This window comes from Enterobacter sp. MG-EB028 (genome assembly GCF_056673305.1).
Genome location: NZ_CP195079.1, coordinates 2,853,808 through 2,866,877, shown reverse-complemented (window position 1 = coordinate 2,866,877; position 13,070 = coordinate 2,853,808). Strand labels below are relative to the sequence as shown.

14 protein-coding genes are annotated in these 13,070 nt (G+C 56.5%); 9 read left to right on the top strand and 5 right to left on the bottom strand.

What is annotated here, in order from left to right; translation table 11 throughout:
- Positions 1 to 28 precede the first annotated feature (28 nt).
- The 5 genes from yoaA (at position 29) to rnd (ending at position 6,408) form a co-directional block, all read left to right on the top strand.
- The gene (gene yoaA / locus ACR42C_RS13615; protein WP_479984223.1) at positions 29 to 1,939 is read left to right on the top strand and encodes a DNA repair helicase YoaA; all 1,911 of its coding nucleotides are present in this window, start codon (positions 29 to 31) and stop codon (positions 1,937 to 1,939) included.
- 66 nt (positions 1,940 to 2,005) lie between these two features.
- Entirely contained in the window at positions 2,006 to 2,701 is a 696-nt protein-coding gene (gene tsaB, locus ACR42C_RS13610) for a tRNA (adenosine(37)-N6)-threonylcarbamoyltransferase complex dimerization subunit type 1 TsaB (RefSeq protein WP_320720304.1), read from the top strand.
- A gap of 37 nt (positions 2,702 to 2,738) precedes the next feature.
- Positions 2,739 to 3,320, top strand: coding sequence for a Slp family lipoprotein (locus ACR42C_RS13605; RefSeq protein WP_479984222.1), 582 nt, complete (start codon positions 2,739 to 2,741; stop codon positions 3,318 to 3,320).
- A gap of 203 nt (positions 3,321 to 3,523) precedes the next feature.
- Complete coding sequence (gene fadD / locus ACR42C_RS13600) at positions 3,524 to 5,209, top strand: long-chain-fatty-acid--CoA ligase FadD (protein ID WP_479984221.1); 1,686 nt, start codon at positions 3,524 to 3,526, stop codon at positions 5,207 to 5,209.
- Positions 5,210 to 5,292: 83 nt separating this feature from the next.
- Positions 5,293 to 6,408: a ribonuclease D gene (gene rnd, locus ACR42C_RS13595; RefSeq protein ID WP_163329956.1), complete on the top strand. Its 1,116-nt coding sequence runs from the start codon at positions 5,293 to 5,295 to the stop codon at positions 6,406 to 6,408.
- A gap of 86 nt (positions 6,409 to 6,494) precedes the next feature.
- On the opposite strand, the gene minE is transcribed toward rnd, so the two are convergent.
- The 3 genes from minE to minC are packed head-to-tail and all read right to left on the bottom strand — an operon-like array spanning position 6,495 to position 8,308.
- Entirely contained in the window at positions 6,495 to 6,761 is a 267-nt protein-coding gene (gene minE, locus ACR42C_RS13590) for a cell division topological specificity factor MinE (RefSeq protein WP_024909868.1), read from the bottom strand.
- Positions 6,762 to 6,764: 3 nt separating this feature from the next.
- Positions 6,765 to 7,577, bottom strand: a complete 813-nt coding sequence (gene minD / locus ACR42C_RS13585) for a septum site-determining protein MinD (RefSeq protein ID WP_008500505.1) — start codon at positions 7,575 to 7,577, stop codon at positions 6,765 to 6,767.
- 23 nt (positions 7,578 to 7,600) lie between these two features.
- Positions 7,601 to 8,308, bottom strand: a complete 708-nt coding sequence (gene minC, locus ACR42C_RS13580) for a septum site-determining protein MinC (RefSeq protein WP_233003056.1) — start codon at positions 8,306 to 8,308, stop codon at positions 7,601 to 7,603.
- A 123-nt stretch (positions 8,309 to 8,431) separates the two neighbouring features.
- On the opposite strand from minC, the gene ACR42C_RS13575 reads away from it, so the two are divergent.
- From ACR42C_RS13575 to ACR42C_RS13565, 3 genes are all read left to right on the top strand, one after another.
- Entirely contained in the window at positions 8,432 to 8,707 is a 276-nt protein-coding gene (locus ACR42C_RS13575) for a YcgL domain-containing protein (protein ID WP_024909870.1), read from the top strand.
- 47 nt (positions 8,708 to 8,754) lie between these two features.
- Positions 8,755 to 9,414: a fumarylacetoacetate hydrolase family protein gene (locus tag ACR42C_RS13570; RefSeq protein ID WP_116339277.1), complete on the top strand. Its 660-nt coding sequence runs from the start codon at positions 8,755 to 8,757 to the stop codon at positions 9,412 to 9,414.
- A gap of 93 nt (positions 9,415 to 9,507) precedes the next feature.
- Positions 9,508 to 9,948, top strand: a complete 441-nt coding sequence (locus tag ACR42C_RS13565) for a YcgN family cysteine cluster protein (RefSeq protein WP_023336059.1) — start codon at positions 9,508 to 9,510, stop codon at positions 9,946 to 9,948.
- A gap of 33 nt (positions 9,949 to 9,981) precedes the next feature.
- On the opposite strand, the gene dsbB is transcribed toward ACR42C_RS13565, so the two are convergent.
- Both dsbB and nhaB read right to left on the bottom strand, forming a co-directional pair.
- A complete protein-coding gene (gene dsbB, locus ACR42C_RS13560) occupies positions 9,982 to 10,512 on the bottom strand; it encodes a disulfide bond formation protein DsbB (protein ID WP_320720299.1) in 531 nt (176 codons plus the stop codon).
- A 46-nt stretch (positions 10,513 to 10,558) separates the two neighbouring features.
- Complete coding sequence (nhaB, locus tag ACR42C_RS13555; RefSeq protein ID WP_320720298.1) at positions 10,559 to 12,097, bottom strand: sodium/proton antiporter NhaB; 1,539 nt, start codon at positions 12,095 to 12,097, stop codon at positions 10,559 to 10,561.
- A gap of 199 nt (positions 12,098 to 12,296) precedes the next feature.
- Here nhaB and fadR point away from each other — a divergent pair, with 199 nt between their 5' ends.
- Complete coding sequence (gene fadR / locus ACR42C_RS13550) at positions 12,297 to 13,016, top strand: fatty acid metabolism transcriptional regulator FadR (RefSeq protein WP_023336056.1); 720 nt, start codon at positions 12,297 to 12,299, stop codon at positions 13,014 to 13,016.
- The last annotated feature ends 54 nt before the right edge of the window (positions 13,017 to 13,070 follow it).

Sequence of the window (13,070 nt, the reverse complement as noted above, 5' to 3'; positions counted from 1 at the left end):
CTGTGCAAAAATACAGTGAGAGAGCAACGTGGCAGACGATTTTTCCCCTGAAGGTCAATTAGCGCAGGCGATCCCCGGCTTCAAGCCCCGTGAGCCTCAGCGTCAGATGGCGCACGCCGTTGCACGCGCCATCGATAAGGCTCAGCCGCTGGTGGTCGAGGCCGGAACCGGCACGGGTAAAACCTATGCTTACCTTGCGCCTGCGCTGCGCGCGAAAAAGAAGGTGATTATTTCCACCGGATCGAAAGCGCTGCAGGATCAGCTCTACAGCCGCGATCTGCCTACCGTAGCAAAAGAGCTGAAATACAAAGGACGCCTGGCGCTGCTGAAAGGGCGCTCAAACTACCTTTGCCTGGAGCGACTTGAACAGCAGGCGCTGGCGGGTGGCGATCTGCCGGTACAAACCCTGAGCGACGTCATTATTCTGCGCGCCTGGGCGAACCAGACCGAAGAGGGCGATATCAGCACCTGCGCGAGCGTGCCGGAAGATTCCCCGGCCTGGCCGCTGGTAACCAGCACCAACGACAACTGCCTCGGCAGCGACTGCCCGCTGTATAAAGACTGCTTTGTGGTGAAAGCGCGTAAAACCGCGATGGATGCAGACGTTGTGGTGGTGAACCACCACCTGTTCCTCGCGGACATGGTGGTTAAGGACAGCGGTTTTGGCGAGCTGATCCCGGAGGCGGATGTGATGATCTTCGATGAAGCCCATCAGCTTCCGGATATCGCCAGCCAGTATTTCGGCCAGTCGCTTTCCAGCCGCCAGCTTCAGGATCTGGCAAAAGATTTCACCATTGCCTACCGGACCGAACTCAAAGATACCCAGCAGCTGCAGAAGTGCGCCGACCGCCTGGCGCAAAGCGCTCAGGATTTCCGCTTACAGCTAGGCGAGCCGGGCTATCGCGGCAACCTGCGCGAGCTGCTGGCGGACAAAAATATCCAGCGTGCGCTGCTGCTGCTCGATGATGCCCTGGAACTATGCTACGACGTGGCGAAGCTGTCCCTCGGACGCTCGGCGCTGCTTGACGCCGCCTTCGAGCGCGCCACGCTGTATCGCGGTCGGTTGAAACGGCTGAAAGAGATCAATCAGCCTGGGTACAGCTACTGGTACGAATGTACCTCGCGCCACTTTACCCTGGCGCTCACGCCGCTGGCGGTGGCCGATAAATTCAAAGAGGTGATGGCGCAGAAGCCGGGAAGCTGGATCTTCACCTCCGCCACCCTGTCGGTCAATGACGATCTGCACCACTTCACCGAGCGCCTCGGCATTGAGCAGGCGGAATCACTGCTGCTGCCCAGCCCGTTTGATTACGAAAAGCAGGCGCTGCTGTGCGTGCCGCGCAATCTGCCGCTGCCGAACCAGCCGGGTGCGGCGCGGCTTCTCGCGGCGATGCTCAAGCCGATGATTGAGGCCAACAACGGGCGCTGCTTTATGCTCTGCACCTCACACGCCATGATGCGCGACCTCGCCGAGCAGTTTCGCGCCACCATGACCCTGCCGGTGCTGCTGCAGGGGGAAACCAGCAAAGGGCAGCTGCTCCAGCAGTTTGTCAGCGCCGGTAACGCCCTGCTGGTGGCGACCAGCAGCTTCTGGGAAGGGGTGGACGTGCGCGGCGACACGCTCTCGCTGGTGATCATCGATAAGCTGCCGTTCACGTCGCCGGACGATCCGCTGCTTAAAGCGCGGATGGAGGACTGCCGCCTGCGCGGGGGCGATCCGTTTGACGAGGTTCAGCTACCGGATGCGGTCATTACCCTGAAGCAAGGGGTAGGGCGTCTGATCCGCGACGTCACCGATCGCGGCGTGCTGGTCATTTGTGATAACCGGCTGGTTATGCGTCCTTACGGTGCGACCTTCCTCGCCAGCCTGCCGCCCGCCCCGCGTACGCGGGACATTAAACGCGCGGTGCGCTTTCTGGCAAACCCAACGGCGGAGTAATTCGCCCCGGAGTGTGCTAAGATGCGCGCCATTTTGTGACTGACCCTTGCGAGAGCGCGACGACTGATGCGAATTCTGGCTATTGATACCGCGACAGAGGCTTGCTCTGTTGCTCTGTTGAACGACGGTGCTGTTTCTGCCCATTTCGAAGAGTGTCCCCGGGAACACACCCAGCGTATTCTGCCCCTGGTAAAAGCCATTTTAACCCAGGGCAATACCGCCTTAACCGACCTCGATGCCCTGGCCTTTGGCCGCGGTCCCGGCAGCTTTACGGGCGTACGTATTGGCATTGGTATTGCGCAGGGGCTCGCGCTCGGCGCTGATCTGCCGATGATCGGCGTCTCTACGCTCGCCACGATGGCGCAGGGGGCCTGGCGCATGACGGGCGCGACCCGCGTGCTCGCCGCTATTGATGCCCGCATGGGCGAAGTTTACTGGGCGGAATATACCCGCGATGAAAACGGCGTCTGGCACGGCGAAGAGACGGAAGCGGTGCTTAAGCCTGAAGCCGTGACTGAACGCCTGAAGCAGCTGTCCGGCGAGTGGGCGACGGTCGGCACGGGCTGGCCGGCGTGGCCGGAGATGGCGAGCGGCACAGGCGTGACGCTGGTGGACGGCAACATGCTCCTGCCGGCGGCAGAAGATATGCTCCCGATTGCCCGTCAGATGCTTGCGGAAGGAAAAACCGTTGCCGTTGAACATGCGGAACCGGTTTATTTGCGAAACACCGTCGCGTGGAAGAAACTTCCGGGCCGCGAGTGAATCTCAGTAACAGGAACTGAGAAAAAGGAGTCGCATCATGGCGGTTCAGACTAAAGTAGTACGCCTTTTTATGGCAGGCGCGGTTGCCATAGCACTGAGCGGTTGCGTAACCGTACCTGATGCGATCAAGGGCAGCAGCCCGACGCCACAGCAGGATCTGGTTCGGGTGATGAATGCGCCCGAGCTTTACGTCGGCCAGGAAGCCCGCTTTGGCGGGAAAGTGATCGACGTGCAGAACCAGCAGGGGAAAACCCGTCTGGAAATCGCCACCGTACCGCTCGATAGCGGCGCGCGGCCCGTCCTCGGTGAAGCCTCTCGCGGGCGTATCTATGCTGACGTGAATGGCTTCCTCGATCCGGTCGATTTTCGCGGACAGCTGGTGACCGTCGTCGGACCGATTACCGGTTCGGTGCAGGGCAAAATCGGCAACACGCCGTACAAATTTATGACCCTGCAGGTGAACGGCTATAAGCGCTGGCGGCTCGCACAGCAGGTGGTGATGCCGCCTCAGCCAATCGATCCGTGGATGTGGGGTCCACATCCTTATCGTTACGGTTATCCGGGATGGGGATGGTATAACCCGGGCCCTGCACAGGTGCAAACGATCGTAACTGAGTAACTTACTGTTATTATTAGGAAAGAGACAGCGGCTCAGCCGCTGTCTCTGTTTTTTTACGGATAAAACGAAAAAAAAGAGTGACGCGCTTCGCAACCTGCAATCTGAACAATTAATAAACTGGTACGCTGAGTTAATATAATGTTAACAAACTGTTTATTATCGGGGCTGTGATGACGACGAACACTCATTTCAGAGGTGATGCATTGAAAAAGGTTTGGCTTAACCGTTATCCCGCAGATGTGCCTGCGGAGATCAATCCTGACCGTTATCAATCCCTGGTTGAATTATTTGAGCACTCGGTAAGACGTTACGCAGACCAGCCCGCGTTTGTGAATATGGGCGAGGTGATGACGTTCCGTAAGCTTGAGGAGCGTAGCCGGGCGTTTGCGGCTTATCTGCAGGAAGGGCTTGGGCTGCAAAAAGGGGATCGCGTCGCGCTGATGATGCCGAACCTGCTGCAATACCCGGTGGCGCTGTTCGGCATCCTGCGTGCCGGGATGATTGTCGTCAACGTCAACCCGCTTTATACGCCGCGCGAGCTGGAACACCAGCTGAACGACAGCGGGGCGGTGGCGATTGTGATTGTTTCTAACTTTGCCCATACCCTGGAAAAAGTGGTCGACAAAACCCAGGTGAAGCACGTCATCCTGACGCGCATGGGCGATCAGCTTTCCACCGCCAAAGGGACGCTTGTTAACTTTGTCGTCAAATACATTAAACGTCTGGTACCGAAATACCATCTGCCAGATGCCATCTCCTTCCGCCGCGCGCTGCATGCGGGCTATCGCATGCAGTACGTCAAGCCGGAAGTGGTCTCAGAAGACCTGGCCTTCCTGCAATACACGGGCGGCACAACCGGCGTGGCCAAAGGGGCGATGCTTACACACCGCAACATGCTGGCGAACCTTGAGCAGGTCAATGCCACCTACGGGCCGCTGCTCCATCCGGGCAAAGAGCTGGTGATCACCGCGCTGCCGCTGTATCACATTTTCGCGCTGACCATGAACTGCCTGCTGTTTATCGAACTGGGTGGGCAAAACGTACTTATCACCAACCCGCGCGATATCCCGGGACTGGTGAAGGAGCTGGCGAAATATCCGTTCACCGCCATGACCGGAGTGAACACCCTGTTCAACGCGCTGCTCAACAACAAAGAGTTCCAGCAGCTCGATTTCTCCACGCTGCATCTCTCTGCGGGCGGCGGCATGCCGGTTCAGCAGGCGGTGGCCGAGCGCTGGGTGAAGTTAACCGGGCAATATCTGCTGGAAGGCTACGGCCTGACGGAGTGCGCGCCGCTGGTGAGCGTCAACCCGCACGATATCGACTACCACAGCGGCAGCATCGGCCTGCCGGTGCCGTCCACGGAAGCAAAGCTGGTGGATGATGAGGGTAACGAAGTGCCGCACGGTGAGCCAGGCGAGCTGTGCGTCAGAGGGCCTCAGGTGATGCTGGGTTACTGGCAGCGTCCTGATGCGACCGACGAGATCCTCAAAGACGGCTGGCTGCACACCGGCGATATTGCGGTGATGGATGACGAAGGCTTCCTGCGCATCGTCGATCGCAAAAAAGATATGATCCTGGTCTCCGGCTTCAACGTCTACCCGAACGAAATCGAAGACGTGGTGATGCAGCACAGCGGCGTGCTGGAAGTGGCGGCAGTCGGCGTCCCTTCCGGCAGCAGCGGTGAAGCGGTGAAGATTTTTGTGGTCAAGAAAGATCCTTCTCTTACCGAGGAAGCGCTGATAACGTTTTGTCGTCGTCAGCTGACGGGCTATAAAGTACCGAAGCTGGTGGAATTCCGCGATGAGCTGCCGAAATCCAACGTCGGGAAGATATTACGACGAGAATTACGTGACGAAGCCCGTGCCAAAGTAGACAATAAGGCCTGAGCTTCACGTTAATCGCCCAGACGCCGGTTAAGCCGGCGTTTTTTATGGGCGCAAACAAAAGAGAATCCGATTTGAATTACCAGATGATCACGACCAACGACGAGCTGGCTTCGCTCTGCGAAGTAACGCGCGACTTTCCTGCCATCGCTCTGGATACCGAGTTTGTCCGTACTCGCACCTATTATCCACAGCTGGGTTTGATTCAGATGTACGACGGTAAGCACGTCTCGCTGATCGACCCTCTCGGCATTACCGACTGGGCGCCGATGCGTGACCTGCTGCTGGATACTGCGGTAACGAAATACCTGCATGCGGGCAGTGAAGATCTGGAAGTCTTTCTGAATACCTTTGGCATCATGCCTCAGCCGCTGATTGATACGCAGATCCTTGCGGCGTTCAGCGGTCGTCCGCTGTCGTGGGGATTTGCCGCCATGGTGGAGGAGTACACGGGCCTGACGCTGGATAAAAGTGAATCCCGTACCGACTGGCTGGCGCGTCCGCTTACCGAGCGCCAGCTGGAATATGCGGCGGCAGACGTGTTTTACCTGCTGCCGATTGCCGGACAGCTGATGAAAGAGGCGGAAGCCTCCGGCTGGCTGTCAGCCGCGCTGGACGAGTGCCGTATGACACAGCAGCGTCGTCAGGAAGTGGTTGATCCGAAAGAAGCCTGGCGCGACATCAGCAACGCCTGGCAGCTGCGTACGCGTCAGCTGGCGTGCCTCCAACTGTTAGCCGACTGGCGCTTACGCAAAGCGCGCGAACGCGATTTGGCTGTTAACTTCGTGGTTCGCGAAGAGCATCTCTGGGCGGTCGCACGCTATATGCCGGGCAGCCTGGGAGAACTGGACAGCATCGGGCTTTCGGGGAGCGAGATCCGCTTCCACGGTAAAACCCTGCTGGCCCTCGTCGCCAAAGCGCAGGAGCTTCCGGAAGAGGCGCTGCCTGAGCCGTTGCTGAATCTGATGGATATGCCGGGCTACCGCAAAGCGTTTAAGGATATCAAAGCGCTGGTGCAGGATGCCGCAACGGAAAGCAAACTGAGTGCAGAACTGCTGGCGTCACGCAGGCAGATTAACCAGCTGCTGAACTGGCACTGGAAGCTAAAACCGCAGAATGGCGTGCCGGAACTGATGGCGGGCTGGCGCGGGGAATTGATGGCCGATCGCCTGAATACGCTGCTGGAAGCATACCCACGCTAAAGAATTGTAGCCCCGGTAAGCGTAGCGCCACCGGGGAGATTGCCGGGCGGCGCTACGCTTGCCCGGCCTACAAAACCACAAACGGTTTAACGAGACTCTTCCGCTTCCGGTAGCGTCACGTTCAGCTCCAGTATCGAAATATCCCCGTCTTTTTGCTCCAGCTGCACCGTCACCATCTCCGGGTCAATCTGTACATACTTACAGATCACTTCCAGGATGTCCTTGCGCAGCTGCGGCAGGTAGTGAGGCTCGGCGTCGCTACGACGACGCTCCGCAACGATAATTTGCAGACGTTCTTTTGCGATGTTGGCGGTGTTCTTTTTCCGCGAGAGAAAAAAGTCCAGTAATGCCATAACTTATCCTCCGAACAGGCGTTTGAGGAAACCTTTCTTCTCTTCTTCAATGAAGCGGAAAGGACGTTCTTCTCCCAGCAGACGGTCAACGGTATCCGCATACGCTTTACCTGCATCTGCCATTGTATCAAGGATCACGGGCTCGCCCTGGTTAGACGCGCGCAGCACGGACTGATCTTCCGGGATGACGCCAACCAGTTTAATGCGCAGGATCTCCAGCACGTCTTCCATGCTCAGCATGTCACCTTTGTTTACGCGACCCGGGTTATAGCGGGTCAGCAGCAGGTGCTCTTTAATCGGATCTTCGCCATTTTCCGCACGACGGGATTTGGAGGCGAGGATGCCGAGAATACGGTCTGAGTCACGCACGGAGGAGACTTCAGGGTTGGTGGTGATAATCGCTTCATCAGCGAAGTAGAGCGCCATCAGGGCACCGGTCTCGATGCCAGCAGGGGAGTCGCAGACAATGAAGTCGAACTCCATTTTTTTCAGCTCGTCGAGCACCTTTTCCACCCCTTCACGGGTCAGGGCGTCTTTGTCACGCGTCTGAGAGGCCGGGAGGATATAGAGGTTCTCGGTGCGCTTGTCTTTAATCAGCGCCTGGTTCAGCGTGGCATCGCCCTGAATGACGTTCACGAAGTCATACACGACGCGACGCTCGCATCCCATGATGAGGTCGAGGTTACGCAGACCGATATCGAAGTCGATAACGACGGTTTTCTTTCCCTTCTGGGCCAAACCAGTAGCGATGGCCGCGCTGGAGGTGGTCTTGCCAACGCCTCCTTTACCCGAAGTAACAACAATAATGCGTGCCATAGAAATTCCTTGTTAAAAAGGGATCAATTCAACGGTTGAACGGTCAACGCGTCGTCTGCCAGAAGCAGGCGAGCCGCTTTGCCATAAAATTCGGCTGGGATCTTGTCGCTCAGCCAATATTCACCTGCGATGGACACCAGTTCCGCCGTCAGGTGAGTACAAAATATTTGCGCGTCCCGATCGCCACTTGCGCCTGCGAGCGCACGTCCACGCATCATACCGTATACGTGAATATTGCCATCTGCAATCAGCTCTGCGCCAGCGCTGACGTGGCTTGTAACAATCAGATCACAGTTTGGTGCATAAATGCGCTGACCGGAACGAACCGGCACATCAATCATTCGCGTTTTTGTGAGAGCGGTAACGTTTTGCGCCGCAGGAGGGGGCGTTTGCACGGCAGCTGGCGCTACACGTGGGGCTTTTTCTTTGCCCTCATTCAGAAGAGGTAGCCCCGCGCGCTCAATTTCTGCTTTCAGCTCGGTATCTTTGCAGCCGCTGATGCCGACAATACGCAGCCCGGTTGAGGAGACCGCCTGCTGGAGAAGTTTCCAGTTCACCGGCGCCTCAAGACCGCTGACGTTGATAACAACAGGGGCGTGCTTCAGAAAGGCGGGAGCCTGGGCGATTTTGTCTTCTAACGCCTGACGAATAACCTCGGGTTTTGCATCATGCAAATGTACCACTGATAAGGTGAAGCTACTGCCTTTAAGCTCGATGGGCGTGTTTGACATCCTGGCCTTACTCAATTTGCTATTAACCGCAGCCATTCGCTGCGATATTCCGAAGAGTATCAGGCATGTTATAGTCAGGAGTATATTGAGGCAAGCAACCACCCATTAATTCAGAGTAAAAACATGTTTTGTGTGATCTACAGAAGTACAAGCCGTGACCAGACCTATCTTTATGTCGAAAAGAAAGACGATTTTTCACGCGTGCCGGAAGAATTAATGAAGAACTTTGGCCGACCACAGCTGGCGATGCTGCTGCCGCTGGACGGCCGTAAGAAACTGGTGAATGCCGATCTGGAAAAAGTGAAAACGGCATTAGCCGAGCAGGGCTATTATTTACAGCTTCCACCGCCGCCTGAGAATTTATTAAAACAGCACCTCGAGGCGAACGGGAAAAAATAGCCTCAGCTGTTTTCGGGCATAACACATCAACCGATTAGGGGTCGAGCATGTATCAACATCATAACTGGCAAGGTGCATTACTGGATTATCCCGTCAGCAAAGTGGTCTGCGTGGGCAGCAACTATGCTAAGCATATTCAGGAGATGGGCAGCGCAACGCCAGAAGAGCCGGTCCTGTTTATTAAGCCCGAGACGGCACTGTGCGACATCCGCCAGCCGCTGGCGCTGCCGCAGGGGCTGGGGTCGGTGCATCACGAAGTGGAGCTCGCGGTGCTGATCGGCGCGACGCTGCGCCAGGCTTCCGAAGAGCATGTCGAGAAAGCGATTGCCGGTTACGGCGTGGCGCTGGATCTGACCCTGCGTGACGTGCAGGGCAAAATGAAGAAAGCGGGGCAGCCGTGGGAAAAAGCCAAAGGCTTTGATAACGCATGTCCGATTTCAGGATTCGTTCCGGTGAGTGAATTTACTAACGATCCGCAGGATACCCCGCTCAGCCTGAAGGTGAATGGCGAGGTTCGCCAGCAGGGCACTACGGCGGACATGATCCACAAGATTGTGCCGCTGATCGCCTACATGAGCCGTTTCTTTACCCTGAAGCCGGGCGATGTGATCCTCACCGGCACGCCGGAAGGCGTGGGCCCGCTCGCCAGCGGGGATGAGCTTGAGGTCGGTTTTAACGGCCTGTCGCTAAAAACCCGCGTGCTGTAACCGAAGCTTGCCGCCTGAAGAGGGCGGCAAAACTTGCAACAACGTGCCAGACTCGTTATAAGGTGCGCTTTCTTTTGACGTGTGGACATCCTGATGAACGACATCCCTTTCTGGCAAAGCAAAACTCTTGACGACATGACCGACGCGGAATGGGAATCCCTGTGCGACGGCTGCGGTCAGTGCTGCCTGCATAAGCTGATGGATGAGGACTCCGACGAGATCTATTTCACCAACGTTGCCTGCAAGCAGTTGAACATTAAAACCTGCCAGTGCCGCAATTACGAACGCCGCTTCGAGTACGAGCCGGACTGCATCAAGTTAACCCGTGAAAATCTGCCGACTTTTGAGTGGTTACCGCATACCTGCGCGTATCGTCTGCTGGCGGAAGGAAAAGATCTGCCGAAATGGCATCCGCTACTGACCGGTTCAAAAGCGGCGATGCACGGCGAGCGTATCTCTGTGCGCCACATTGCGGTGAAAGAGTCTGAGGTGCGGGACTGGGAAGACCACATTATGAATCACCCGAATCGGTGAGAATAAAAAACCCGCCGAGGCGGGTTTTTGCTTTTACCTTCCAAACAAATCGCGTTTCTTCGGTTTGAACAGCTGAGCAATCAGCACCAGCAGCGCCACCACGAAGTAGGCCACAAAAATCCCCACCAGCCACTGCGGCATCTCCAGCGTCAGGAATTCCCACTGACGTACAGAACAGTCACCGGATGCGACAAACACCTGCGGCAGCCACTTATCCAGCGGCAGCCAGCTCGGGAAGCGGGCGGCGAAATCACAGGTCATAAACGGTGATGGATGCAGCTGCATCATGGTGTGCTGCCAGGAAAGCTCAATCCCTTTCCAGGCGCTGTACAGCCAGATTGCAATACCCACATAGCGCAGCGGCGTTTTCGGGGCAATCGCACCCACCAGGCCAGCACCCATAATGCCGAACAGTGCGCAGCGCTCGTAGATGCAAAGCACGCAGGGCTTGAGTCCCATTACGTGCTGGAACCACAGCGCAACCATTTCCAGCGCAAAGGCGGTCAGGGCCATCAACAACCACGCTCCGCGACCGCGGGAGCACTGGTTTAAAAATCTCAACATAATCATTTCCCTGGAACATGCTTAGAAAGCGCAGTGTAAACGAATTTTAATGCGCCGCAAGTATACCCGCTTGTAACAGCCATTGCGTACAGGGAACGAGAGTAATTTTGATGCACAGCAAACCAACAGCGGTAAGCACCAGCGTGTACGGCAGCGCCATCCAGACCATTCTCCCATAAGAAAGTCGTATGAGCGGCGCCAGCGCCGAGGTCAGCAGGAAGAGAAATGCCGCCTGGCCGTTCGGTGTCGCAACTGAGGGCAGGTTTGTTCCGGTGTTGATGGCCACCGCCAGCAGTTCAAATTGCCCGGTGCTGACAATCCCTTGCTCCATCGCCGCTTTGGCCTCATTGATGTACACCGTCCCGACAAAGACGTTATCGGAAATAGAGGATAGCAGACCGTTAAATAAATAGAACAGCGTAAGCTGCGAGTCCGGCGAGGCCTGGAGCACAAATGCGATAATCGGTGCGAACAGGTGTTGGTCAATAATCACCGCCACGACCGCAAAGAAGACTGCCAGCAGCGCGGTAAAAGGCAGGGCTTCGGTAAAGGCTTTGCCGATAGCATGTTCGTCCGTTACCCCGCTAAAGGTGGTCGCAAGAATAATGACGGAGAGGCCAATCAACCCGACTTCGGCAAGATGCAACGCCAGCGCGGCGATAAGCCAGATGCCGATGATCCCTTGGGCAATCAGACGCAGCATCTCCTGGCGCGTGCGCTGTTTGCGGCTCTGCTCGTCAAATTTATGCAGTTCATTGCGGACCGGCTCAGGCAGCTGTGCGCCGTAGCCGAACAGTCTGAATTTTTCGACCAGAATGCAGGTTGCTAACCCGCAGACCAGCACAGGCACGCTGACGGGGGCCATGCGCAGGAAAAATTCGCCAAAATGCCATTCTGCCGCTTTCGCGATGATCAGGTTTTGCGGCTCGCCCACCATGGTCATCACGCCGCCCAGCGCCGTACCGACCCCCGCGTGCATCATCAGGCTGCGCAGAAATGCGCGGAACTGTTCCAGCACGTCGCGGTTATGCGCCTCGACGTGGCTATCGTCCTGCAAATCATCACTCGGGCGAGAGGAGGCCACGCGGTGATAAATGCCGTAAAATCCAACGGCGACGCTGATCACCACCGCGACGACGGTGAGCGCATCCAGGAAGGCCGACAGAAAGGCGGCGGCAAGACAAAACGCCAGCGAGAGGATGGTTTTTGACGGAATGCTCAGCAGCAGGCGGGTGAAGATAAACAGCAGCAGCTGTTTCATAAAGTAGATACCGGCCACCATAAAAATGAGCAGCAGGAGCACTTCAAGATTGGAGGCCAGCTCTGCTTTGACATGCTCTGCTGACGTCATGCCGATGACCACGGCCTCAAACGCCAGCAAACCGCCTGGCAGCAGGGGATAGCACTTCAGCGCCATGGCCAGGGTGAAGATAAACTCCGCCACAAGCAGCCATCCGGCGATAAACGGATCCACACTAAAAATGAGGGGATTAACGACCAGGAAAACCAGCAGTATCAGTTTGTACCAGTCAGGAGAATGACCTAAAAAATTGCGCCACAGCGCGCGCCCAAAAGAAATTTCCACAACAGACGTCCTTCCCGTCAAGTAATACAAAACATCAGTATACGCAAAAATCGCGGCCCGGAGGCGGATAAGCCCGCATTGTAAATTTCACAAAAATGAAACGGCGATCCCCTTTTCTCACTTTGCCGCGCTACCTGCCGCTGCGCGCCTCTGGTATGATGAGTCCAATTTGCAAAAGCTGTGTAATGGAAATCTCACTATGGTCATTAAGGCGCAGAGCCCGGCGGGTTTCGCGGAAGAGTACATCATTGAAAGCATCTGGAATAATCGTTTCCCTGCGGGGTCCATTCTTCCGGCTGAACGCGAACTCTCTGAACTGATTGGCGTCACTCGCACCACGCTGCGTGAAGTGCTTCAGCGACTGGCGCGTGATGGATGGTTGACGATCCAGCACGGCAAGCCAACAAAGGTAAATAACTTCTGGGAAACCTCGGGGCTGAACATTCTTGAAACGCTGGCGCGCCTCGACCACGAAAGCGTGCCGCAGCTGATTGATAATCTGCTCTCCGTGCGCACCAACATCGCGACTATCTTTATTCGTACCGCTTTCCGTCAGCATCCGGAGGATGCGCTTGCGGTGCTGGCCAGCGCGAATGAAGTTGAAGATCACGCCGATGCCTTTGCCACCCTCGATTACAACGTGTTCCGCGGCCTGGCGTTTGCCTCCGGCAACCCGGTTTACGGCCTGATCCTCAACGGCATGAAAGGGCTCTATACCCGCATTGGTCGCCACTATTTTGCCAATCCTGAAGCCCGCAGCCTGGCGCTGGGCTTCTACCATAAGCTGAGCAAACTCTGCACCGAAGGCCTGCACGATCAGGTTTATGAAACCGTGCGCCGCTACGGCCACGACTCCGGCGAAATCTGGCACCGTATGCAGAAAACGCTGCCGGGCGATTTAGCGATTCAGACCCGCTAAAAGAAAAACCTCTCATACGAGAGGTTTTTTTCGTCGGGTGGCGGCTACGCCTTA

What these genes read in the sequence shown, in the direction of transcription:
- tsaB (WP_320720304.1), top strand. Translation starts at nt 2,006, where the DNA reads ATGCGAATTCTGGCTATTGATACCGCGACAGAGGCTTGCTCTGTTGCT.
- ACR42C_RS13605 (WP_479984222.1), top strand. Translation starts at nt 2,739, where the DNA reads ATGGCGGTTCAGACTAAAGTAGTACGCCTTTTTATGGCAGGCGCGGTT.
- rnd (WP_163329956.1), top strand. Translation starts at nt 5,293, where the DNA reads ATGATCACGACCAACGACGAGCTGGCTTCGCTCTGCGAAGTAACGCGC.
- minE (WP_024909868.1), bottom strand. Translation starts at nt 6,761, where the DNA reads ATGGCATTACTGGACTTTTTTCTCTCGCGGAAAAAGAACACCGCCAAC.
- minD (WP_008500505.1), bottom strand. Translation starts at nt 7,577, where the DNA reads ATGGCACGCATTATTGTTGTTACTTCGGGTAAAGGAGGCGTTGGCAAG.
- minC (WP_233003056.1), bottom strand. Translation starts at nt 8,308, where the DNA reads ATGTCAAACACGCCCATCGAGCTTAAAGGCAGTAGCTTCACCTTATCA.
- ACR42C_RS13575 (WP_024909870.1), top strand. Translation starts at nt 8,432, where the DNA reads ATGTTTTGTGTGATCTACAGAAGTACAAGCCGTGACCAGACCTATCTT.
- ACR42C_RS13570 (WP_116339277.1), top strand. Translation starts at nt 8,755, where the DNA reads ATGTATCAACATCATAACTGGCAAGGTGCATTACTGGATTATCCCGTC.
- ACR42C_RS13565 (WP_023336059.1), top strand. Translation starts at nt 9,508, where the DNA reads ATGAACGACATCCCTTTCTGGCAAAGCAAAACTCTTGACGACATGACC.
- dsbB (WP_320720299.1), bottom strand. Translation starts at nt 10,512, where the DNA reads ATGTTGAGATTTTTAAACCAGTGCTCCCGCGGTCGCGGAGCGTGGTTG.
- fadR (WP_023336056.1), top strand. Translation starts at nt 12,297, where the DNA reads ATGGTCATTAAGGCGCAGAGCCCGGCGGGTTTCGCGGAAGAGTACATC.